22 protein-coding genes and 1 pseudogene are annotated in these 21,534 nt (G+C 70.9%); 14 read left to right on the forward strand and 9 right to left on the reverse strand.

What is annotated here, in order from left to right; translation table 11 throughout:
* Positions 1–7 precede the first annotated feature (7 nt).
* Positions 8–691: a hypothetical protein gene (locus AB0K12_RS36445; RefSeq protein ID WP_364571598.1), complete on the forward strand. Its 684-nt coding sequence runs from the start codon at positions 8–10 to the stop codon at positions 689–691.
* Here the strand turns inward: AB0K12_RS36445 and AB0K12_RS36450 are convergent.
* On the reverse strand, positions 660–1,490 hold the full coding sequence (locus tag AB0K12_RS36450) for an undecaprenyl-diphosphate phosphatase (RefSeq protein WP_364375410.1): 831 nt from the start codon (positions 1,488–1,490) through the stop codon (positions 660–662). The genes AB0K12_RS36445 and AB0K12_RS36450 overlap by 32 nt on opposite strands.
* A gap of 216 nt (positions 1,491–1,706) precedes the next feature.
* Between AB0K12_RS36450 and AB0K12_RS36455 the strand changes: the two genes are divergently transcribed.
* The 3 genes from AB0K12_RS36455 (at position 1,707) to AB0K12_RS36465 (ending at position 3,391) form a co-directional block, all read left to right on the forward strand.
* On the forward strand, positions 1,707–2,627 hold the full coding sequence (locus AB0K12_RS36455) for an AraC family transcriptional regulator (protein WP_364571601.1): 921 nt from the start codon (positions 1,707–1,709) through the stop codon (positions 2,625–2,627).
* On the forward strand, positions 2,624–3,133 hold the full coding sequence (locus AB0K12_RS36460; protein ID WP_364571603.1) for an HAD domain-containing protein: 510 nt from the start codon (positions 2,624–2,626) through the stop codon (positions 3,131–3,133). Before AB0K12_RS36455 ends, AB0K12_RS36460 begins: the two co-directional genes overlap by 4 nt.
* A 66-nt stretch (positions 3,134–3,199) precedes the next feature.
* The gene (locus tag AB0K12_RS36465; RefSeq protein WP_345394922.1) at positions 3,200–3,391 is read left to right on the forward strand and encodes a PspC domain-containing protein; all 192 of its coding nucleotides are present in this window, start codon (positions 3,200–3,202) and stop codon (positions 3,389–3,391) included.
* Here AB0K12_RS36465 and AB0K12_RS36470 read toward each other — a convergent pair.
* Positions 3,376–4,566, reverse strand: coding sequence for an MFS transporter (locus AB0K12_RS36470; protein ID WP_364571606.1), 1,191 nt, complete (start codon positions 4,564–4,566; stop codon positions 3,376–3,378). The two genes, AB0K12_RS36465 and AB0K12_RS36470, sit on opposite strands and share 16 nt — an antisense overlap.
* Positions 4,567–4,650: 84 nt before the next feature.
* Between AB0K12_RS36470 and AB0K12_RS36475 the strand changes: the two genes are divergently transcribed.
* The 3 genes from AB0K12_RS36475 (at position 4,651) to AB0K12_RS36485 (ending at position 7,562) form a co-directional block, all read left to right on the forward strand.
* A complete protein-coding gene (locus AB0K12_RS36475) occupies positions 4,651–5,229 on the forward strand; it encodes a TetR/AcrR family transcriptional regulator (RefSeq protein ID WP_355416852.1) in 579 nt (192 codons plus the stop codon).
* A 45-nt stretch (positions 5,230–5,274) separates the two neighbouring features.
* Positions 5,275–5,910 (forward strand): lipoyl(octanoyl) transferase LipB, encoded by a 636-nt coding sequence (lipB, locus tag AB0K12_RS36480; RefSeq protein ID WP_364571609.1) that lies wholly within the window; start codon positions 5,275–5,277, stop codon positions 5,908–5,910.
* Positions 5,911–6,032: 122 nt separating this feature from the next.
* Positions 6,033–7,562 carry an alpha/beta fold hydrolase gene (locus AB0K12_RS36485; protein WP_364571611.1) on the forward strand — a complete coding sequence of 510 codons (1,530 nt, stop codon included), beginning with the start codon at positions 6,033–6,035 and terminating at the stop codon, positions 7,560–7,562.
* A 49-nt stretch (positions 7,563–7,611) separates the two neighbouring features.
* On the opposite strand, the gene AB0K12_RS36490 is transcribed toward AB0K12_RS36485, so the two are convergent.
* Positions 7,612–9,144, reverse strand: a complete 1,533-nt coding sequence (locus tag AB0K12_RS36490) for an amino acid permease (protein ID WP_364571613.1) — start codon at positions 9,142–9,144, stop codon at positions 7,612–7,614.
* Positions 9,145–9,288: 144 nt separating this feature from the next.
* Positions 9,289–9,837, reverse strand: coding sequence for a type 1 glutamine amidotransferase domain-containing protein (locus AB0K12_RS36495; protein WP_364571615.1), 549 nt, complete (start codon positions 9,835–9,837; stop codon positions 9,289–9,291).
* Between the two features lie 120 nt (positions 9,838–9,957).
* On the opposite strand from AB0K12_RS36495, the pseudogene AB0K12_RS36500 reads away from it, so the two are divergent.
* Positions 9,958–10,161 (forward strand): annotated as a pseudogene (locus AB0K12_RS36500) (cation transporter); the annotation flags it as partial.
* A gap of 70 nt (positions 10,162–10,231) precedes the next feature.
* On the opposite strand, the gene AB0K12_RS36505 reads toward AB0K12_RS36500, so the two are convergent.
* Positions 10,232–10,939 (reverse strand): SDR family NAD(P)-dependent oxidoreductase, encoded by a 708-nt coding sequence (locus AB0K12_RS36505; protein ID WP_364571617.1) that lies wholly within the window; start codon positions 10,937–10,939, stop codon positions 10,232–10,234.
* A gap of 293 nt (positions 10,940–11,232) precedes the next feature.
* Between AB0K12_RS36505 and AB0K12_RS36510 the strand changes: the two genes are divergently transcribed.
* From AB0K12_RS36510 to AB0K12_RS36530, 5 genes are read left to right on the forward strand one after another with little or no spacing between them, the layout of a single operon-like run.
* A complete protein-coding gene (locus AB0K12_RS36510; protein ID WP_364571619.1) occupies positions 11,233–13,047 on the forward strand; it encodes an ABC transporter substrate-binding protein in 1,815 nt (604 codons plus the stop codon).
* Positions 13,044–14,096 carry an ABC transporter permease gene (locus tag AB0K12_RS36515; protein WP_364571621.1) on the forward strand — a complete coding sequence of 351 codons (1,053 nt, stop codon included), beginning with the start codon at positions 13,044–13,046 and terminating at the stop codon, positions 14,094–14,096. Before AB0K12_RS36510 ends, AB0K12_RS36515 begins: the two co-directional genes overlap by 4 nt.
* The gene (locus AB0K12_RS36520) at positions 14,093–14,974 is read left to right on the forward strand and encodes an ABC transporter permease (RefSeq protein ID WP_364571623.1); all 882 of its coding nucleotides are present in this window, start codon (positions 14,093–14,095) and stop codon (positions 14,972–14,974) included. Before AB0K12_RS36515 ends, AB0K12_RS36520 begins: the two co-directional genes overlap by 4 nt.
* Positions 14,971–15,948 (forward strand): ABC transporter ATP-binding protein, encoded by a 978-nt coding sequence (locus AB0K12_RS36525; protein ID WP_364571625.1) that lies wholly within the window; start codon positions 14,971–14,973, stop codon positions 15,946–15,948. Before AB0K12_RS36520 ends, AB0K12_RS36525 begins: the two co-directional genes overlap by 4 nt.
* Positions 15,945–16,949 carry an ABC transporter ATP-binding protein gene (locus AB0K12_RS36530; protein WP_364571627.1) on the forward strand — a complete coding sequence of 335 codons (1,005 nt, stop codon included), beginning with the start codon at positions 15,945–15,947 and terminating at the stop codon, positions 16,947–16,949. Before AB0K12_RS36525 ends, AB0K12_RS36530 begins: the two co-directional genes overlap by 4 nt.
* A gap of 3 nt (positions 16,950–16,952) precedes the next feature.
* On the opposite strand, the gene AB0K12_RS36535 is transcribed toward AB0K12_RS36530, so the two are convergent.
* The gene (locus AB0K12_RS36535) at positions 16,953–17,600 is read right to left on the reverse strand and encodes a response regulator transcription factor (protein ID WP_364571629.1); all 648 of its coding nucleotides are present in this window, start codon (positions 17,598–17,600) and stop codon (positions 16,953–16,955) included.
* Positions 17,601–17,652: 52 nt separating this feature from the next.
* Positions 17,653–18,768 (reverse strand): histidine kinase, encoded by a 1,116-nt coding sequence (locus AB0K12_RS36540; protein ID WP_364571631.1) that lies wholly within the window; start codon positions 18,766–18,768, stop codon positions 17,653–17,655.
* Positions 18,769–18,915: 147 nt separating this feature from the next.
* Between AB0K12_RS36540 and AB0K12_RS36545 the strand changes: the two genes are divergently transcribed.
* The gene (locus tag AB0K12_RS36545; RefSeq protein WP_364571633.1) at positions 18,916–20,067 is read left to right on the forward strand and encodes an alpha/beta fold hydrolase; all 1,152 of its coding nucleotides are present in this window, start codon (positions 18,916–18,918) and stop codon (positions 20,065–20,067) included.
* Between the two features lie 12 nt (positions 20,068–20,079).
* Here the strand turns inward: AB0K12_RS36545 and AB0K12_RS36550 are convergent, their stop codons facing one another.
* The gene (locus AB0K12_RS36550) at positions 20,080–20,715 is read right to left on the reverse strand and encodes a maleylpyruvate isomerase N-terminal domain-containing protein (protein ID WP_364571635.1); all 636 of its coding nucleotides are present in this window, start codon (positions 20,713–20,715) and stop codon (positions 20,080–20,082) included.
* Between the two features lie 81 nt (positions 20,716–20,796).
* A complete protein-coding gene (locus AB0K12_RS36555) occupies positions 20,797–21,525 on the reverse strand; it encodes a nucleotidyltransferase domain-containing protein (protein ID WP_364571637.1) in 729 nt (242 codons plus the stop codon).
* Positions 21,526–21,534: the final 9 nt, after the last annotated feature.

The following is a 21,534-nucleotide window of genomic DNA, read 5'->3' on the forward strand; positions in this document are numbered from 1 at the left end:
CGGCGGCATGCTCAGAGACCAGGTGACCTTCCGCCGCGTCGCGGCGGGCGTGCTGCTGATCGTGGCACCGCTGCTCCAGGCCGTCGCCGTCGCCGTCGATCCAGGGACCTGGGGCGACGAGCGCGAGGCGGTCAGCTTCGGCGCGAACCCCGCGCTGGCCCAGGCGCAGTCCGTGCTCTACCACTGGAGCTGGCTGCTGATGGCGGTCGCGGTCATCGGCCTGACGCACCTGACCAGGCGGCGGGCCACCCGGCTCGGGCACGTCGGCGGGGCGCTGGCGGTGATCGGCTACCTGCAGCTGTCGGGGCTGCTGATCGTCGACCCCGTCGAGTGGTGGCTCGGGCGTCACCACTCACCCGAGGAGGCGCAGCGCATCCTCGACGAGATGATGGACCTGCCGGGCGTGACGTTCGGCTTCCAGTTCCCGTGGATGTTCCTCGGCTTCGTCGGGCTGCCGCTGCTGACGGTGGCGGTGTGGCGGGGCGGGTTCGCGGGGTGGTGGGTGCCGGTGCTGGTGGCGGCCGGGTATCTCGGCGGCTTCCTGGTGTCGTACGGGCCGCTGACCGTGCCGCTGTGGGCCGCCCCCGCCGTCGCCCTCGGCTTCCTGGGCCTGAAGGTGCTGCGCATGGGCGACGACGCGTGGGCGGCCTACTACCGGCTCAGCCCTGAGCGGGAATCCAGCCCAGTGTGACGGCCAGGATGACGAAGAAGCCGAGCGCGATGCGGTAGATGACGAAGCCGGTGAAGCGGTGGGTGCTGATGTAGCGCAGGAACCAGGCCACCGCCGCGTAGCCGACGAGGAACGAGATGACCGTGGCCAGGATGGTGGGGCCCCAGTCGGGGGCCGGCCCCTCGCCGATCTCGGCCAGTTCCAGCACCCCCGAGGCCAGCACGGCCGGGATGGCCAGCAGGAACGAGTATTTCGCCGCGTCCTCGCGGCGGTAGTCGAGCAGCAGACCGGCGGTCACCGTGCCGCCCGAGCGGGACACACCGGGGACCAGGGCGAGCGACTGCGCGAAGCCGTAGATGATCGCGTGGGTGAAGCTGAGGTGCTTCTCCAGCGTCAGCTTGTTGCGCGCCGTGTGGTCGGCGAACCACAGGACGACGGCGAAGACGATGAGCGTGGTGCCGACCAGGCGCAGGTCGCGGAACGAGGTCTCGATCTGGTCCTTCAGCGCCAGGCCGAGTATGGCGATGGGCAGGGTGCCGACGATGACGTACCAGCCCATGCGGGCCGCCCAGTGGCCGCGCAGCTCTTTGACGAACAGCGAGCGGGTCCAGGTGGAGATGATCTCCCAGATCTCCTGACGGAAGTAGATGAGCACGGCGGCCTCGGTGCCGAGCTGGATGACCGCCGTGAACGCCGCCCCGGGGTCCGGCCACTGGGCGAAAGCGGACACCACCCGGATGTGGGCGCTGGAGGAGATCGGCAGGAACTCCGTGAGCCCCTGGACCAACCCCAGAACCACCGCTTCTAGCCAGCCGATCACGACGACACCTTCCGTGGACGCAGCGAGTGTGAGGGTGAGGCTAGCGGAATCGGAGGTCAAGCGATTGCTCTCGTAAGGCGTTGAGCTGCTGTGATCGCGCGCCGTGGCGAGGTCGATGCGTCCTGTTCATGAAGAATTGGCCGGTTGTTCGCCCGCTCATAGGGCCGGGCGCCCCGCTGGTTGAGCAGGGGAATCCCATGTGCCATCGTCTGACGCATGGATCAGCTCGCGGCGCTGCTCGACGGGCCCAGAGCGCACGGCGCCTTTCTCCTTCGCTCGATCCTCGATCCGCCGTGGTCCCTGCGCATCCAGGACGAGGCTCCGCTGTCGGTGGTGGCGCAGGTGCGGGGCGAGTCGTGGATCACGTTCGATGGCTGCGAGCCCGTACGCGTCGAGCCGGGGCGGGTGGCGATCGTCCGGGGGCCCGAGCCGTACACGGTGGCCGACGACCCGGCGACGAAGCCGCAGATCGTCATCCACCCCGGCCAGCGCTGCACCACCCTCGACGGTGAGTCCGTCTACCAGGCGATGGACCTCGGCGTCCGTACGTGGGGCAACGACCCCGGCGGCGGCACCGTGCTGCTCACCGGCACCTACAACCTGGAGGGCGAGGTCAGCAGGCGGCTGCTCGACGCGCTGCCCCGGCTGATCGTGGAGCCAGGCGGGCCGCTCATCGGGCTGATGAGCGGCGAGATCGTCAAGGACGAGCCAGGCCAGGAGGCCGTTCTCGACCGGCTGCTCGACCTGCTGCTCATCGCGGTGCTGCGGGCCCACTTCGCGGCGAACGAGGCGCCGGGCTGGTACCGCGCGATGAGCGACCCGATCGTCGGCAAGGCGATGCGCATGCTGCACAACAACCCGGCACACCCGTGGACGGTCGCCGCGCTGGCGGCCGAGGTGGGGGTGTCGCGGGCCTCGCTGGCGAGGCGCTTCACCGACCTGGTGGGCGAGCCGCCGATGGCGTTCCTCACCGACTGGCGGCTGGCCCTGGCCGCCGACCTGCTGCGCGAGCCCGACGCCACGATCGGCTCGGTGGCGAGGAAGGTCGGTTACTCCAGCCCGTTCGCGCTCAGCGCGGCGTTCAAGCGGGTCCGCGGGGTCAGCCCCCAGCAGCACAGGGCCGGGGCCGTCACGTGAAACCCCTGCTCCTGCTCGACGTGGACGGCGTGCTGAACCCCATGTGCCGGCCCAGCCCCGACTTCCGGCCCTACCGGTGCACGATCGGCGCGGAGGTCTACACCGTCTACCTCAACCCGCGCCACGGCCGCCGCCTGCTGGAGCTGGCCCTGGCCACCGGCTCCGAGCTGGCCTGGGCCACCACGTGGGAGCATCACGCCAACGAGTGGATCGCGCCGCGCGTCGGCCTGCCGTCGCTGCCGGTCATCGCCGTTCCGCCCGACACGCCGCCGAGCGAGCACGGGGAGATGTTCAAGACCCCGCACGTGGCGGCGTACGCGGGGCGGCGGCCGTTCGTGTGGTTCGACGACCAGGTGTGGGCGGAGGACGAGGAGTACCTCAGGGTCCATCAGGGACTGACCGATTTCCTGCTCGTGCACGTGGATCCGGCGCGGGGACTGACCAGCCGCGATCTGGGCATGGCACAGGAGTGGCTGACCCTCTCAGGGTTTTCTCAGGGTCCCTGACGGGAGTCGGGCCGCTGTGTCGTCCGTTCTTCAAGTAGGTCGACAACCACGACGGAGGAACAGCACATGTACCGCTCACGAGAGCACAGGATCCTGGCCGGCGTCTGCGGCGGCATCGCCGACAAGACGGGCATGCCCCCCACGCTCGTCCGGATCCTCTGGCTGCTGCTGTCGCTCATCCCCGGCCCGCTCTGGGTGGTCTACGTCGCCATGTGGATCCTCGTCCCGGAGGCCCCGAAGGGCTACCGGGCGGCATAGCGGCCACGGTCCGCCGCACGGAAGAGCGCGAGCGCGATCAGCTCGGCGCCGACCGCGGCGGCCGGCAACCACCCGCTCCCGTACGTCTCCAGCACCACCCCGCCGAGCGCGGCACCGCAGGACACGCCCACGTAGACGGCACTGCTGTTGAGCGCGAGCGCCTGCGGGGCCGCAGGACCGGCGAGGGCGATCATGCGGGACTGCGCGGGCGGCGGGATCCACCACGACGCACCCGCCCAGAGCAGCAGCAGCGGCAGCAGGGCGAGCAACGGCACGGGCCTGACGAGCTGGCAGCAGGTCAGGGCGGCCATCACCGCCGCGAAGGCGGCGACGCCGGTGGTCATCGCCCGGCTCGCGCCCCAGCGGTCGGCGGCCCGGCCGCCCAGTTGCCCGCCGGCCAGCCCGGCGAGCCCGGCCAGCACGAACACCCAGCCCAGCTCGGCTGGTCCGGCGCCGGTCAGGTCGCGCAGGAACGGGGCGAGATAGCTCAGCACCATCATGCTGCCCAGCACGATCGCGACGATCCCGAGGAGGCCGAGCAGCACCTGGGGGCGGGCCAGCGGGGCCAGCCGCCGCCCGACGGGCATGGCGGGCGCGGGCGGCGTCTCGGGCAGCGTGGCCCGTACCGCGACCAGCGCGATCAGCCCCAGCAGTGCCCCCAGCCCGAACGTGGCCTGCCAGCCGAAGGCGCCGCCGACCCAGGTGCCGAGCGGCACGCCGAACGTGAGCGACGCGGTCAGCCCGCCCATCACCAGCGCGAGGTAGCGGCCCTGCCGCTCGGCGGGCGCGAGGGAGGTGGTGATCGCGTACGCGGCGGGGACGACCGCCGCCGCGGCGACGGCGGCCAGCACGCGCAGGCCGAGGAGCAGCGCGTACGAGCCGGCGAACGCGGCCGCCGCGTTGGCCGCGACGAACAGCGCCAGCGCCCAGGTCAGCAGCCCGCGCCGCGACCAGGTGGCGGTCACCACGGATGCGACGGGCGCGGCCAGCGCGAACGCCAGTGAGAAGGCGGTGACGAGCTGGCCGCCCACGGCCTCGCTCACCTCCAGGTCGGCGGAGAGCGCGGGCAGCACGCCGGCGATCACGTAGTCGTCGGTGGCGAAGGTGAAGGTGGTGAAGGTCAGCGCGAGCAGCCACGTGGGCAGCCGGGCACGCCGGCGCACGTCGATGGGCATGGGTATCCCCTGGAATTAAGGTAACAGTCGTTTCCTCGATAGGGTAACAGTCGTCACCTCAATGGCGTCAAAGGGGAATCGCGCATGGCCAGGACCGCCGACCCGCACCGCCGCGGCGAGCTGCTCGACCAGATCATCGACTACCTGGCCGAGCACGGCCTGTCCACGCTGTCCATGCGCCCGCTGGCCCAGCACCTCGGCAAGTCCACCCGCGTGCTCACCCACCACTTCGCCGACAAGGAGGAGCTGCTGTCGGCCACCATGGAGCGGCTCGACGAGCGCCACCGCGACTGGCTGCGCGGGCTGCCCGGCTGGTCCGGCTCCGACAGCGTGGGCACGATCATCCGCCGCACCTGGGACTGGCAGACCCGCGAGGACAACCAGCCGATCGCCCGGCTCATCCACGAGATCGAGGGGCTCGCGGTGGCCGGCAAGCTGGCCGGGCACGTGCCGCGGCTGCTGTCGGACCGGTCGGAGTTCGTGGCCGGGCTGCTGCGCGAGCGCGGGGTGCCCGAGCCCGAGGCGACGCGGATCTCGACGCTGGCGAACTCGGCGTACACCGGGCTGCAGATCGACTTCCTCACGACGGGCGAGCGCGAGCGGGTGGAGGCCGCGCTGGACCGGCTCTGCGCGCTGGTGGACGAGTGGGTCGCGGCCTGCTGACGACCTGCGGCGGGGTCAGTCAAAGGACGGGCATATCCTCGAAACATGAGGGCAAGGCCGCTGACGCTCATCCACGATGGGCTCGTCGATTACGACCAGGCGATGGAGCGCATGACCGACCTCGTCGGGCAGCGCCAACGGGACGAGCGGCCGGACACGCTCTGGCTGCTGAGTCACCCGTCCGTCTACACGATCGGGCGCCGCACCCCGATCACCCACCTGCCCGACCCCTCGCGCGGCATCCCCGTGGTCGAGACCGGCCGGGGCGGCCAGCTCACCTATCACGGGCCTGGCCAGCTCGTCGGCTACCTCATCGTCAAGCTGGACGAGGGGGAGGGCATCGTCGACTACGTCCGCGAGGTCGAGCTGCGGCTGGTGGAGGCGCTGGGCAAGCTGGGGCTGCCGGCCGAGCGCCGTGATACGCCGCCCGGCTCCGAGCTGCTGACCGGCGTGTGGACGGTGGAGACCAGGCGGAAGATCATCTCGATCGGCATGCGCCAGAGCAGGGGCGTCACCAGCCACGGGTTCGCGCTCAACGTCGACGGCGACCTGACGCCGTGGAACTGGGCGGTCGCGTGCGGGATGCCCGACGTCGACATGACCTCGCTCAAGCGCGAGCTGGGCAGGGCGGACATGGACGAGGTCCGCGAGGTCGTGGCGGAGGCGTTCGAGGCGTCCTGACGGGACGAGTCATCCTCAGGGATGAAAAATCGTCATTTCTCCCCGCACATAACTCCAGATAAGCGATGATCCATCTTCGGTCGCACGCCCCGACGGGGGGATCGACAGAAGATTGGAGCATCGTGCGAAAGAGGTTCACGCTGCTCGCCGCCGCCTTAGTGGCGGTGGCGACATTGTCGCCCGCGGCGCCCGCCAACGCGGCGGCCCCGCAGGCGCAACGCACCATCACCTGGGCTCCGTGCGAGGAGGAGCCGTCGGCCGAGTGCGGCACGCTCACCGTGCCGATCGACTGGTCGAAGCCCGACGGCCCGACCGTCGACATCGCGGTCGCCCGCCGCAAGGCCACCGACCCCGACGCCAGGATCGGCTCGCTGGTCATCAACCCGGGCGGGCCGGGCGGCTCGGGGGTCGAGGCCGTGTACGGCGCGCCCGGCTCCTACACCGAGGAGCTGCAGCGCCGCTTCGACATCGTCGGCTTCGACCCTCGGGGTGTGGGTCGCAGCCACCCGGTGATCTGCTCGGCCTCGGTCTACAACCAGATGCCGCACACGGTGATGAAGAGCCAGGCCGACTTCGAGGCCTGGGACGCCTTCACCAAGCGCCTGCACCAGGACTGCCGCGAGCGCACCGGCCCCCTGTACGACCACGTCGACTCCGTGGACGTGGCCCGCGACATGGACGCCCTGCGCGCCGCCCTGGGTGAGGAGAAGCTCACCTACTACGGCATCTCGTACGGCACCCTGATCGGCCAGATGTACGCCGAGCTGTTCCCCGACCGCGTCCGCGCGCTCGGCCTCGACAGCAACATGGACCACAGCCTCGACGTCGTGGGCTTCATGACGACCGAGGCGCTGGCCGTCGAGGACGCCTTCGACCAGTTCGTCGGCTGGTGCGACCAGGAGCCGAGCTGCGTCCTGCACGGCCAGGACGTGCGGGCGATCTGGAAGAGCCTGCGGGAGAAGGCCAAGCGGGGCGAGCTGGTCTACCCGAGCACCGGCACGAAGATGACGGAGCTGCAGCTCATCTACAACGCCGCGCTGGGCAACGAGGGGCCCGACTGGTGGACGCTCAGCCAGACCATCAACTGGCTGAACGGCGGGCCGGAGCCCGACTGGGTGCCGCCGCTGCCGGGCCGGGGGCCCGTGGAGGGCGACGTGGCCGAGCTGCCGACCACGATCCTGTGCCAGGACTACAACCTCAGGGTGCGCAACTACGCCGAATACGCCGCCCTCATGGCGATCTCCGGCAAGCTGGCGCCCGACACGCGGTACCACCCGTACCCGGTGGACGACCTGCCGATCTGCATGAACTACCCGACGACGAACAAGCCCCACAAGCTGCGGTACACGGGTGACGCTCCTCTGCTGCTCGGCAACTCGCTGCACGACCCCGCCACGCCGTGGATCTGGTCGGCCAACGCGGCCCGCCAGCTCGGCCCGAAGGCGGTGCTGCTCACGTACGAGGGGTGGGGGCACCGCATCTACGGCAAGGACAAGTGCCAGACGGACATCTTCGACGAGTACCTGATCTCGCTGAAGGTGCCCCCGCACGGCACGCGCTGCGCGGTGGGCACGCCTGAGGAGGAGAGCCTGCTCAAGCGCAAGGCCGGCACGCCCGCCTGGCCGACGGACCGGCTGAGCTGGGCCGGCTAGAGCACGTTGGAGAACGCCCGGGGGCCAGCAGGCCCCCGGGCGTTTCGCGTCAGGGGACGAGGTTCTCGTCGTCCACCGTTCGGCGCGGCCCGGTGAACCAGTGGCGGGCCGACAGCGCCCACCACAGCGCGATGCCGACGAGCACGATGCCCACCGCGACGGGCGCGTAGTTGACCGACGTCCAGGTGAAGTCCGCGCTGCCGGGCACGCCGGCCGGCGAGAACGGCATGATGAAGTAGACCGACACGATCACGATCTCGACGCAGGCGATCCAGCACAGCGCCTTGTACTTGCGGCCCAGCGTCCACGGCCCCGGCGTAAAGGCGTCGCCCATGCGCAGCCGCAGCCAGATCGGGATGAGGAAGGCCAGGTAGAGGCCGATGACCGCGATCGAGACGACGGCGTAGAACGCGACCGGAGTGGTCAGCCCGGGAGGGGCGTAGAGCGCGGGCAGCGTGATGAGGGCGGCGGCCACGCAGCCGGCCACGATGGCGTTGACCGGGGTGCGGTTGCGGTCCACCTTCGACCAGAGCCGCCAGCCGGGCACGGCGCCGTCGCGCGAGAACGCGTACGTCATGCGCGACATCGAGGTCACGCAGCTCATCCCGCAGAAGAACTGGCCGATGGTGGAGATCGCGAAGATCGCGGTGGCCAGCGGGGACGACAACGCGGTCTCGAAGATGGCGCCGACGAAGCCGGACTGGGCGTTGATCTCGTCCACGTTCGTGGCCGCGAACAGGAACGCGAGCAGCAGGATCCAGCCGCCGATCGCCGAGTAGAAGATCGACTGCCACAGGCCGCGGGCGGCGGTCCTCGCCGCTCCCTGCGTCTCCTCCGACACGTGGGCGCAGGCGTCGAAGCCGGTGATCGTGTACTGGGTGAGCAGGAAGCCGAGCGGCAGCACGTACAGCCAGAAGGGCAGGCCGTCGGACCCGTCGCCGAAGCCCGAGGTGTTGTTGGTGCCGAAGAAGACGAAGCTCGCCGACTGGTGCTCGCTGGGCGCGAAGACGAGGATGGCGACGACGATCGCGGCGCCGGCGACGTGCCACCAGACGGAGATGTTCTGCAGCAGCGAGATCAGCCGGTGGCTGAAGATGTTGATCAGCGCGTGCAGCGCCAGGACGATCACGAACAGCAGGAACGCCTGGGGGAGCGTGGCCTCCCACGCGCCGCCCGTCAGCCGGTTGAGTGTGATGTTGAGGAACGTCGCGCAGCCGTAGTCCACCGAGGCGGTGACCGCGATGAGCCCGATGAGGTTGAGCCAGCCGGTGAACCAGCCGTGGATCGGCTTGCCCAGCTTGGCGGCCCACCAGTAGATGCCGCCCGCCGTCGGGTACGCCGAGACCAGCTCCGACATGCAGAAACCGATGACGAGGATGAACAGGGAGATCAGCGGCCAGCCCCAGGAGATGGCGATGGGGCCGCCGTTGTTCCACGCCTGTCCGAAGGTCGTGAAGCAGCCGGCGAGGATGGAGATGATCGAGAAGGAGATCGCGAAGTTGGAGAAACCGCTCCAGGTGCGGGCCAGCTCCTGCTTGTAGCCGAGCTCGGCCAGTCGCCTGGAATCCTCTTCTGTGCTCATTGAGGTCTCCCTGGGGGGCGCGGAGGACGCTCCTTTTGGTCTACGTCTAGACCATTTCTCCCCAGGGGACAAGGCGTTACGGCCGGGTTTCGATCCGGCGGGGCCGGGGCGGCCGCCTTTTCCGCGAGGCCGCCCCGGTGGGTCCTACTTGTCGCCGAAGAGGTCGGTCACGGCCTGGCAGAACGCCTTGAGGTCGTCCGGCTTACGGCTGGTCACCAGCGTGTTGCCGCCTTCCGTGCACACCACGACCTCCTTGTCCACCCAGGTCGCCCCTGCGTTGCGCAGGTCGGTCTGCAGGCTCGGCCACGAGGTGAGCGTGCGCCCGCGGACGACGTCCGCCTCGACGAGCGTCCACGGCGCGTGACAGATGGCCGCCACCGGCTTGCCGGCGTCGAAGAAGGACCTGGCGAAGCGCACGGCGTCTGGCGACATGCGCAGGAAGTCCGGGTTGGCGACACCGCCCGGCAGCACCAGGCCGTCGTACGACGCCGGGTCGGCCTGATCCACGGTGTCGTCCACGGCGAAGGTGTCGGCCTTGTCCAGATGGTTGAACGCCTGGATCTGGCCGGGGGAGGTGGAGACCAGCCTGGGCGTGCCGCCCGCCTGCTTGACCGCCTTCCACGGCTCGGTGAGCTCCACCTGCTCGACTCCCTCGGGTGCCACCAGGAAAGCGATGGTCTTGCCGTCCAGCATGAGAACCCCCTTGGACTGCGTGTTTCCCGTCCCCTTACCGGGCGGCGCGCATGTATGCGTCTTTACCCCTAGGGGGTATAGAGTGAGCGCATCGGAGCCGATCCAGGAAGGAGCGTTCGCATGACCGTCGCCACATACCAGGTCGAGGGCATGACCTGCGGCCATTGTGTCAGCGCCGTGACAGAAGAGGTGAGCGGCATCGCCGGGGTGAGCGGAGTCGAGGTCGATCTCGCCTCCGGCGCGGTGACCGTCACCAGCCAGGCCCCCATCGACGACGCGCTGATCGGCGCCGCCGTCACGGAGGCCGGCTACGAGCTGGCGGGCCGGGCGGCCCCCGTCGAGCTGCTGCCGATGGCGGGGGAGTCGTGCTGCGGCTCCGGGGGCTGCTGCTAGCTCACCACGGCAACGGGCCCTGCGCGGTGAAGAAACCGCCGGTCGGGCCGTCGGGGCCGACTTGCGCCATCCGTACGATGATCTCGGCGCCCTCCTCGACGGTCTGCGTGCCGGTGTTGAAGTTGAGGTCGGTCTTGGTGTAGCCGGGCTCGACCGCGTTGATCCGCATCTCGGGGAACGCCTTGGCGTACTGCACGGTGAGCCGGTTGACCGCGGCCTTCGAGGCCGGGTACGCGACGCCGGGGTAGGCGTACACCGGGGTGCCCTCGGTGGTGCCGATGGCCAGCGAGCCCAGGCTGCTGCTCACGTTCACCACGACGGGCGCGGCCGAGCGGCGCAGCAGCGGCAGGAACGCGTGCAGCACGCGCACCACGCCGAACACGTTCGTCTCGAACGTCGTGCGCATCTGCTCGGCCGTCACCTCGGCCGGCGTGCAGACCGTGCCGTCCGGCCGCCGCTCCTCGATCCCGGCATTGTTGACCAGCACGTCGAGCCCGCCGTCGGCCTCCACCGCGGCGGCCGCGGCGGCCACGGACGCGTCGTCGGTGACGTCGATGAGCACGTGCCGCGCCCCCAGCCGCTCCGTCGCCCGGCGGCCGCGCTCGGCGTCCCTGCTGCCCACGTAGACGGTGTGGCCCGCGGCGACGAGGCGGCGGGCGGTCTCGTATCCGAGCCCCTTGTTGGCTCCGGTGATCAGTGTCGTCGTCATGGTTCCAGCTTGCGTCGCGGCCCGCTGACCAGCCGGCACCCTCCCCTTCCTGGTACTCGCGGTACCAGGAAGGGGCAGACTGGGGGAACATGACCACGAAGGAGTTCGGGCAGCGCCACATGATGGCGCCCGCGGGGACATGACGCCAGCTCACGGCCGTGCCAAGGGCACTGAAAATTTACACCGCCGTTGGAAACGAAGATGAAACAATTTTCCGCCACTCGTTGACACGCGGTCTCCGTATGGTGTGCCTTCTTCTACACAGAGACCCCCCGCCTGAAGGTGAGGCACTTATGAGGAAATGGTTCGCACGCCTGGCTGCGCTGGGCGTCGCGCTATTAGTGGCCGGTCAGGGCACCACGGCTGCCCTCGCCCAGGACCCGGCGGCGGGGAAGAAGATCGTACGCGTCGGCGCCACGCAGGCGATGGACTCGATGAACCCCTTCCTCGCGGTCCGCCTGGTCTCCACGTCGATCCACCGCTGGATGTACGGCTTCCTCACGGTGCCCGACTCCAAGACGCTCGCGCCGAGCCCCGACCTGGCCGAGTCGTGGAGCACGTCGGAGGACGGGCTCACCTGGACCTTCAAGATCCGTGCCGCGAAGTGGTCCGACGGCCAGCCGATCACGGCCGAGGACGCCGCCTGGACGTTCAACAAGATGATGACCGACGAGGCCGCCAAGACGGCCAACGGTCCCGCGGTGGAGAACTTCGAGAGCGTCACCGCGAGCGGCCAGGACCTGGTCATCAAGCTCAAGGCGCCGCAGGCCAGCATGCTGGACAACCCGGTCCCGATCATGCCCAAGCATGTCTGGGAATCGGTCACCGACATGGCCAACTACGACGCGGAGAAGTACCCGACCGTCAGCAGCGGCCCGTACTTCGCGATCGAGCACAAGAAGGACCAGTACGTCAAGCTGCAGGCCAACCCCAACTACTGGCGGGGCAAGCCCAAGATCGACGAACTGCAGGTCATCTTCTACGACAACCCGCAGGCCGCCATCGCGGGCCTGAAGAACGGCGACATCGACCTGCTCGGCCGGATGAACCCGCCGGAGTTCGAGGCCATCCAGAACGACCCCAACATCGTCGCCTGGAACGAGCAGGGCCGGCGCGCGGCGTACCTGCAGATCAACCACGGCGCCACCACCAGCGACGACAAGCCCGTCGGTGACGGCCACCCGGCGCTGAAGGACCAGAAGGTCCGCCAGGCGCTCCACTACGCCATCGACAAGCAGAAGCTCGTCGACGAGGTCCAGAACGGCCTGGCCAAGCCGGCCGACGGCTCGATCGTCCCGCCGATGTACCAGGACTTCTTCTGGGAGGCCACCGGTGACGAGAAGGTCAGCTACGACCCGGCCAAGGCCAACCAGATCCTCGACGACGCCGGCTACAAGAAGGGCGCCGACGGCGTCCGTACGATGCCCGACGGCAAGCGCAAGCTGGAGTTCCGGTTCAGCATCCACACGGACACCCCGATCGAGGACAAGCTGGCCGAATACCTGACGGGCTTCTTCAAGGAGATCGGCATCACGCTGACCACCAAGAAGCTCGACTCCAGCAAGTTCACCGAGGAGACCGGGGTCACGGGCCTGTTCGACATCGCCATCAGCGGCTGGTCGGTCAACCCCGACCCCGAAGAGGTCCTCGCCACCCACCTGTGCAGCCGGCGGCCCAGCCCGACCGGTGAGGGCGGCGGCACCGAGTCCTTCTACTGCGACGACGAGTTCGAGCAGCTCTACAAGGACCAGCAGAAGGAGCTCGACCGGCCCAAGCGCGCCGAGATCATCAAGAAGATGCAGGAGCGTCTCTACACCGACGCCCCGGTCATCGCGATCTACTACACCAACGACCTTGAGGGCTACCGCAAGGACCGCATCACCAGCATCACCCCGATCCCCGAGGACAACGGCATCCTCTACGGCGGCAGCGGCTACTGGCCGTTCTACACCGTGGACGCCAAGGCCGTGGCCGCGTCCGGCTCCAGCGCGGAGGGCGGCTCCAACACCGGCCTGATCGCGGGCGTCGTGGGCGGCGTGGTGGTCATCGGCCTCGCGGTGTTCCTCCTGAGCAGGCGGCGCAAGAGCACCGCAGACGAACGCGAATGACGACACCGCTCGAAGCAGCAGAGCCCGCCGCCCAGGCGGCGGGCCCTGGTGACGAGCGCCCCACCAGCCGCGGCATGCTGCGATATGCGCTGTCCAAGGCCGGTGGGGCGCTGTTCAGCATCGCCATGGTGATCATCGGAACGTTCTTCGTGTTCCGGCTGCTCCCCGGCGACCCCGTACGCAACCTGGCCCAGGGCCGCAACATGACCCCGGCCCAGCTCGACCTCGAACGCCGCAGGCTCGGCCTGGACAAGCCGCTCATCGACCAGTTCTTCCAGTTCGTGGGCGACACGCTCAGGCTCGACCTCGGCACCTCCTACGAGTACAAGCGCCCGGTCGTCGACCTCATCGGCGAGCGCATCGGCCCGACGCTGCTGCTCGCCGGCACCGGCCTGGTCATCGCGGTCAGCCTGGGCGTCTGGCAGGGCACCAGGGCGGGCTGGCACCACGGCAGCCGCTTCGACCGCTTCTCCACCGGGCTGTCGCTGCTGCTGTGGTCGGTCCCGACGTTCTGGCTCGGCCTGCTGCTGATGATGGTCTTCGGCGTCGGCATCGGGCCCATCCCCGGCATCTTCCCCTTCCGTGGCATCGAGAGCGTGGACGCGCCCGACGGGTTCGCGTACGTGCTCGACGTCGCCTCCCACATGGTGCTGCCCTGCCTGACGCTGGTGGCCGTCGTGTACGCCCAATACCTGCTCATCATGCGCTCGTCGCTGCTTGAGGAGGTCAGCCAGGACTACGTGACGGTGGCCAGGGCCAAGGGGCTGCGCGACGACGACGTACGCCGCAGGCACGCGGTGCCCAACGCGCTGCTGCCCACGGTCACGCTGGTGTTCATGCGCATCGGCTTCGTCGTCGGCGGCGCCGTCACCGTGGAGACGATCTTCACCTGGCCGGGGCTCGGGCAGCTGTTCTACGAGGCGGTCAGAGTGCCCGACTTCACGCTCATGCAGGGGACGTTCCTGCTGATCACGGTCGCCGTCATCATCATGAACACGCTGGCCGACGTGGTCTACCACGTGCTCGACCCGAGGGTGAGGTCCGCATGACGGCTGTCGCCACGGCCCGCAGGAAGCAGGCGCTGAGCCGCTTCTGGGCCGGATTCCGCACCCACCGCGGCGGCGTCGCGGGCCTCGTCGTCCTCGTCGTCGCGGTGGTGCTCGCGCTCGCCGCGCCGCTGTTCATCGACGAGACGGTCACCAGCGTCATCCAGAACACCGGGCAGCGGTGGGCCGCGCCCAGCCTCGCCGAGCCGTTCGGCACCGACGAGTCGGGCCGGTCGATCCTGCTCATGGTCTGGTGGGGCTCGCGCACGTCGCTGTTCATCGGCTTCCTCGCCGCGCTGCTCAGCATCGTGATCGGGCTGATCGTGGGCGTCGCCGCCGGGCACTTCAGGGGCTGGGCGGGCGGCGCGCTCATGCGCGTCACCGACTGGTTCCTGGTGCTGCCCTCGCTGGTCACCGCGCTCGTCCTGGCCGCCATCCTGGGCGGCAGCACGTTCACGATCATCGCCGCGATCGGCATCACCACCTGGCCGTCCACCGCCCGGCTGATCCGGGCGCAGACGCTCGCCGTCGAGGCCAGGCCGTACATCGAACGCTCCAAGGCGCTCGGCGCCGGCCACTGGCACATCACCACCCGGCACGTGCTGCCGAACGTGGCGCCGCTGCTGCTGGCCAGCACCACCCTGGAGGTGGCCAGCGCCATCGTCACCGAGTCCACGCTGGCCTTCCTCGGCGCCAGCTCCAACCGCACGTCCTGGGGCACCATGCTCCGGGCCTCCTACGACTTCGGCGCCACCACCCAGGGCGCCTGGTGGTACATCCTCATCCCCGGCCTCGCCATCCTGCTCGTCGTGATGGCGTTCACGCTGGTCGGAAGGGCCCTGGAGGCCGTGCTCAACCCGAGGCTGAGGAGGGCCGCATGAGCCTGCTCGAACTCGACGACGTGTCCGTGACCTACCGCATCGCCTCGGGCGAGGTGCCCGCCGTACGCGGGGTGTCACTGGCGCTCGACGCCGGAGCGGCGCTCGGCGTCGCCGGCGAGTCGGGGTCAGGCAAGTCGACGCTGGCCATGGCGCTGCTGCGGCTCCTGCCCAAGGACGCGCAGGTCGGCGGCCGGATCCTGCTCGACGGCGAGGACGTCCTGACCATGAAGTGGGGACGCATGCGCGCCGTCCGCTGGGCCGAGGCGTCCATCGTCTTCCAGGGCGCCCAGCACGGGCTCAACCCCGTGCGCAGGATCGGCGAGCAGATCGCCGAGCCGCTGCTCGTGCACGACCTGGCCAAGCCCGACGCCGCCCGCGCCCGCGTCGCCGAGCTGCTCGACCAAGTGGGCCTGCCCGCCTGGCGGGCCCGCAGTTACCCGCACGAGCTGTCCGGCGGCCAGCGGCAGCGCATCATGATCGCGATGGCGCTGGCCTGCTCGCCGCGCCTGATCATCGCCGACGAGCCGACCACCGCGCTCGACGTGATGGTGCAGGCGCAGGTGCTCACCCTGATCAAGGACCTGGTCGCCGAGCACGGCATCTCGCTCATCATGATCTCGCACGACCTGTCGGTGCTCGCCGACGTCTGTGACCAGCTCGCGGTCATGTACGCCGGCCGCGTCGTCGAGCACGGCCCGTCCGCCGAGGTGTTCCACGACGCCAAGCACCCCTACAGCAAGGCGCTCGCGGCGGCGTTCCCCACCGTCGGCGACCCGGTCTCGCGCATGGCCCCCAAGGGCCTGGGCGGCGACCCGCCCGACCCGATGGAGCTGCCCACCGGCTGCGCCTTCCACCCGCGCTGCCCGGTCGCGCTCGACACGTGCGCCGACCTCGACGTGCGGCTCTGGCCGGCCGGGCCCAACCGTACGGCGGCCTGTGTGCACGCCAGGGCCGACGAGGAGGTCGCCTCATGACGGAGACCCGCACCGCCGCGGAGGAGGTCGGCACCACCAGGTCCGCCCTGCTCGAAGCGCGGGACCTGCACGTCGAGTTCGCCTCCAGGGGCCGCCGCGCCCGCGCGGTGGACGGCGTGAACCTGGCCATCGGCGAGGGTGAGATCGTCGCCCTGGTCGGCGAGTCGGGCTGCGGCAAGACCACGCTCGCCCGCACCCTGCTCGGCCTCGAACGCCCCACCTCGGGCGAGGTCCGCTACGACGGCGCGGGCCTCGGCTACACCACCAAGGCGCTGCGCGCCTACCGCAGGCAGGTGCAGCTCGTCCTGCAGGACCCGACCGGCTCGCTCAACCCCCGCCACACCGTGTACGAGGCCGTCGCGGAAGGCCCCCGCATCCACGGGCTGGCCGACGAGCGCGACATCGTGGCCACCGCCCTGTCCAGGGCCGGGCTGCGGCCGCCCGAGCGGTTCTTCCAGCGCTACCCGCACGAGCTGTCCGGCGGCCAGCGGCAGCGCGTCGTCATCGCGGGCGCGCTGGCGCTCAACCCGAAGGTGCTGGTCGCCGACGAGCCCGTGGCCTCGCTGGACGCGTCCGTACGCGGTGAGATCCTCGCCCTGCTGCTCAAGCTGCGCGCGGAGCTGGGGCTGTCGGCGCTGGTCGTCACCCACGACCTCGGCCTGGCCTGGAACATCGCCGACCGGGTCGCCGTGATGTACCTCGGCAGGATCGTCGAGTCGGGCCCCGTCGAGCAGGTGCTGACGGCGCCGCGGCATCCGTACACGCAGGCGCTGCTGTCGGTGCTGCCCGAGTCGCCCGAGCGGATCGTCCTGACCGGCGAGCCGCCCGACCCGACCCGCATCCCCGGCGGCTGCCGCTTCCACGCCCGCTGCCAGGTGCTGGCGTCGGGCAAGGCGGCGGAGGCGGGAGTGGACGGCCGCTGCCGCACTCAGCTCCTTGACATCCTGCCCGCCGTCCCGGACGCCCAGGCCGCCTGCCACTACGCGGAGACCGTCTCCTGACGCTCAGGTGAGGTCGGCGTCGTGGACGAGGATGGCGGCCTGTACGCGGTTGGCCAGGCCCAGCTTGGCCAGCACGCGGCTGACGTGGGCCTTGACCGTGGCCTCCGTCAGGCGCAGCTCGCGGCCGATCTCCGCGTTGGACAGGCCGCGGGCCAGGGCCCTGATGACGTCCTCCTCCCGGCCGGTCAGCCCGGCGAGCTGCCGGCGGGCGGCCTCGGCGCGGGAGGGGGCGCGGTCGGCGTAGGAGGCGATCAGGCGCTTGGTGACCGAGGGGGAGAGCATCGCCTGACCGGCCGCGACCGTGCGCACGGCGGCGGCCAGCTCGCGCGGCGGGGTGTCCTTGAGCAGGAACCCGACCGCGCCGTGCCGCAGCGCCTCGTGGACGTACTCGTCGAGGTCGAACGTGGTCAGCATGATCACCTTGGGCGGCTCGGGCGCCGCGAGGATCCTGGCCGCCGCGGCCAGCCCGTCGAGGCCCGGCATGCGGACGTCCATCAGCACCACCTCGGGCCGCAACCGTCGTACGGCCGACACCGCCTCCTCGCCATCCCGCGCCTCACCCGCGACGGCGATGTCCCCCGACGCCTCCAGGATCAGCCGCAGCCCCGACCGCACCAGCTCCTCGTCATCCACGACGAGCACCCTGATCACGCGGGAACCCCGGCACTCATGAGAACGCCGCCCACTTGGGCGGTGTCACTGATCATGAGGGGATCCTGGCGCTCACGAGGAAGCCGCCGCCTTCCTGGGCGCTGCTGCGGAGCGTGCCGCCGAGAAGCTCGACGCGCTCGCGCAGCCCCACCAGCCCCCATCCCGCTCCCGGCACCGCCCCGCCCTCGCGGGGAGCGTGCGGGGCCTCGTTGCACACCTCCACCCGCAGCTCGTCCTCGCCGTAGCGGATCAGCACGTCGGTGCCCGCGTCGCCCGCGTGCTTGTGCACGTTGGTGAGCGCCTCCTGGATCACCCGGTACGCCGTGCGCTCCACCGTCTCCTCCATCTGCCGGGGCTCGCCCTCGTCGCGCCTGGTCACGTCGATGCCCAGGGCCCGCGACTGGTCGAGCAGCCGGTCGAGGTCGCCGAGCGTGGGCGGCGGGCTGAGGGCGGCGCCGGTCGGCTCGTGCCGGGGCGCGCGCAGCACGCCGAGCACGTCACGCAGGTTGGCCAGCGCCTCGCGGCCGATGCCGCCGATCAGCGCCGCGGTCTCGGCCGCCTCCGGGTCGCCGGTACGCAGCTCCAGGGCGCCCGCGTGCAGCACGATCAGCGAGACCCGGTGGGCCACCACGTCGTGCATCTCCCGCGCGATCCTCGCCCGCTCCTGCGCCCTGGCCTGCTCGGCCCGCATGACCTGCTCGCGTTCGAGCCGCTCCGCCCGCTCCTTGGCGGCGGCCAGCACCTCGGCCCTGGCCCGCGTCCACATGCCGAGCGCCAGCGGCAGCCCGACGACGGCCACCGCCATGAGCAGCGCGTTGCCCGGCCCCGTGGCGGGCGCCTGCTGCGGCCCGCCGACCGCGAGCGGAAGGGCGCACACCACCAGGCAGCCGGCGGCGTACGCGACGAGGTGACGGGCGCCGCGCAGCGTGCGGCCCGCCTGATAGGAGGCGACCAGCAGCGGCGGCCACATCAGCAGCCACACGTACGCCAGCGCGCCCAGGGCGGCCAGCGGCCACCAGGCGCGGCGCGCATGCCAGGCGGCGACCCCGGCCACGGCGGCGATCAGGACGAGCACGGGGACCGGCAGCCCGGACGGCACCCCCGCCTGCCCGGCCCCGGTGAACCACGACAGCCCGGCCACCACCGCGCCGAGCAGAACGAACCGCATGGCCACAGCGTAGGCCGCACGCCGCGCGGCGCTTTACGACGAAAGTAGTAACCCGCCGACCGGGACGCGCCTTACGACGAAAGTAGTAAGCGACGATCGACGATCGGGGCGGACACCTCGGCGGCCCGGCGCGCCAGCCTGGCAACCATGCACAAGTCCCTGGCCCTCACGGCCCTCACCCTGACCCTCCCCACGACCCTCGCCACCCCACCGGCCCACGCATCGGCTCACGCATCGGCCCACGGGACGGCCACCGCCCCCGTTCAGGCCCACGTCTCGGAGCTCGAGCTGCCGGCTCCCACCGGACGGCGGCCCGTGGGGACGGAGAGCCTGCACCTCGTGGATCGCAGCCGGCGGGACCCGTGGAATCCCGACGCGGAGCACAGGGAGCTGATGGTGACGCTCTGGTACCCGGCGAAGAAGGCCGTCGGGGCGCGGGCGGCGTACATGACGCGGGCGGAGTCGGAGGCGGTGCTCGCCGACTACGACGTGCCGGACAAGAGCGTGCTCAGCCGGATCGTCACGCACGCGCGGCTCAAGGCGCCCGTCGCCAAGGGCAGGCTGCCGCTGGTCGTCATGTCGCCGGGGTTCAGCTTCCCGAGGGCGACGCTGACGTCGCTGGCCGAGGACTTCGCCGCCAGGGGGTATCTCGTCGCGGCGGTGGAGCACACGTACGAGTCGGTCGGCACCACGTTCCCCGACGGCCGCACCACCACGTGCCTGTCCTGCGAGCAGCGGCCGGACGGCGCGGACGTGGCGGCGGGCCGGGTGAAGGACGTGCGGTTCGTGCTGGACGAGCTGCTCGACGGCCGCTGGGGCCGGCGCATCGACCGCGAGAAGATCGCCATGGTGGGCCACTCCATGGGCGGGTACGCCGCCGCCCAGACCATGCTCGCTGACCACCGCATCAAGGCGGGCGTCAACCTGGACGGCACCTTCAAGGTCGGCAAGCCGCTCAAGCGCCCGTTCATGATGATCGGCACCCCGTCACACGCCCCCGGCGAGGGGAGCGGCAGCTGGGACGAGGCATGGACGCACCTGAAGGGGCCGAAGCGGTGGATCACGGTGGCGGACACCGACCACTCGGCGTTCGTCGACTACGCGCTGCTCAGGAAGCCGCTGGGCATCCCGGCGCAGAAGCTCGACGGCGCCCGGGCGTTGGAGATCACCCGGGCGCACCTGGCCGCGTTCGCGGACCGGCACCTGCTGGGCCGGCGCACGCCGGTGAAGGACTATCCGGAGGTCACCGACCACTCCCGTACCGCGGCGAAAGCTGAGCGGCCCTCAGGCGGCGCTTGAGCGCCCCGGACGTCAGAAGGCGCTGATGGTGGCGGGGGCGCGCTCGGCGCGGCTCAGCGTGCGGATGACGGCCGTGGGGCCGTGGCGGTGGACGGCGAGGCGGGCCAGCAGCTCGACCACCGGGTCGATCACCGACGGCGGCAGCCGAGGCGTCTCGACCCCGACGCTGGCGGCCAGGTCGTCGCCGTGGACGACCAGCTCCACGAGCCGGGTGAGCAGGAAGTCGTCGAGGAGCAGCGTCCAGCCGGCGGGCGTGTTGACGACCCGGTCGGCGGGCTCGGAGCCGAGCGCCGCGCGCTGCATGTCGAGCAGCGCCTGGCTGCGCTCGACCAGCAGGGCGGGCCCGGCGGCGGCGGCCGCCTCACCGCCGCGCCTGATGCTGAGGTTGCTCTCGTGGTCGAGCCCGGCCTGAACCCACGGCGAGCGCGTGTAGTGCTCCATGAGCGTGACGGGCGGCTGGACGGTCCCGCTGGGGGTGAGCGCCTCGCCGACCCTGACGAGCTGATGCGCCAGGTGCCCGGCGAGCCCCGCGACGCTGAACTCCATCAGCGCGCTCGGCTTGTCCCATGACGCCGCCACCGCCGGGTGACGGAGGAGCTCCACCGCCGACTCCGCGGCCAGCAAATAGGACTGCCTGCTTTCGACCATAGGTCGCACTCTCCCGGGATGAGGTGTGTCGATACGTAGCTCGTAACAACCGGCTCCCGGATTGCCATCCCGCTCCGGGCTTCAGGCCAGCGCCCGGGCGATCGCCGACCTGACGAACGCGCGGGCCAGCCGTCCCCGCCTGTATCGGCTGAGCACCGGCTGCTCGGTGCCGTAGCGGCGGGCGCGGATGTCGGCGATCAGCACGGCGGGGGCGCCCAGCTCGTGCAGCACCTCGAGTGCCTCCCGCTTGCTGATCAGCCGGCCGTCCCGCAGGGTGACCGTGGCCCTGGCCACCGTCACCATGCCCAGATCCACCCAGACGTCCTGTAGCCAGCGCCGCCGCCCCTGCGCCCGGACGAGCCAGAAGTCGCGCAGATCCGCGCGGATGAAGCGGGCCAGCTCCTCGTCCGAGACGGGGGGCAGCAGCCCGGCGGGCGGGGGGCCGTACAGGACACGGGCGCCCTCGTGCAGCTCGCGCCGCGTCACCGCCGTCACAGGGCGCCGGAAGATGCGCTCGTGCGCCCACGTGATGTGCTCGGCGCCGAGGTCGTCGAGCTCCTGTCGCGCCATGTACGAGCAGTGCAGCCGCTCCGCGAGCGGCAGGCGTAGCCTCCTGTGGACCGCCTTGATCCGCCGCCAGTGATCCATGGTCGGCGTGGTGTCGAGCACCGCGACCAGGTCGAGGTCACTGCGTCCTGGTTGATAGTCGCCGGCCGCTAACGAGCCGTGGGCCCAGAGCGCGACCAGGGGGACGGCCGGCTCGACGCCCTCGAGAAAAACCTCCAGCAGGCGTTCCGTCGCTGCGTGCATGATGGCAAC

Source organism: Nonomuraea sp. NPDC049419 (assembly GCF_040676995.1).
Lineage (GTDB): Bacteria > Actinomycetota > Actinomycetes > Streptosporangiales > Streptosporangiaceae > Nonomuraea > Nonomuraea salmonea.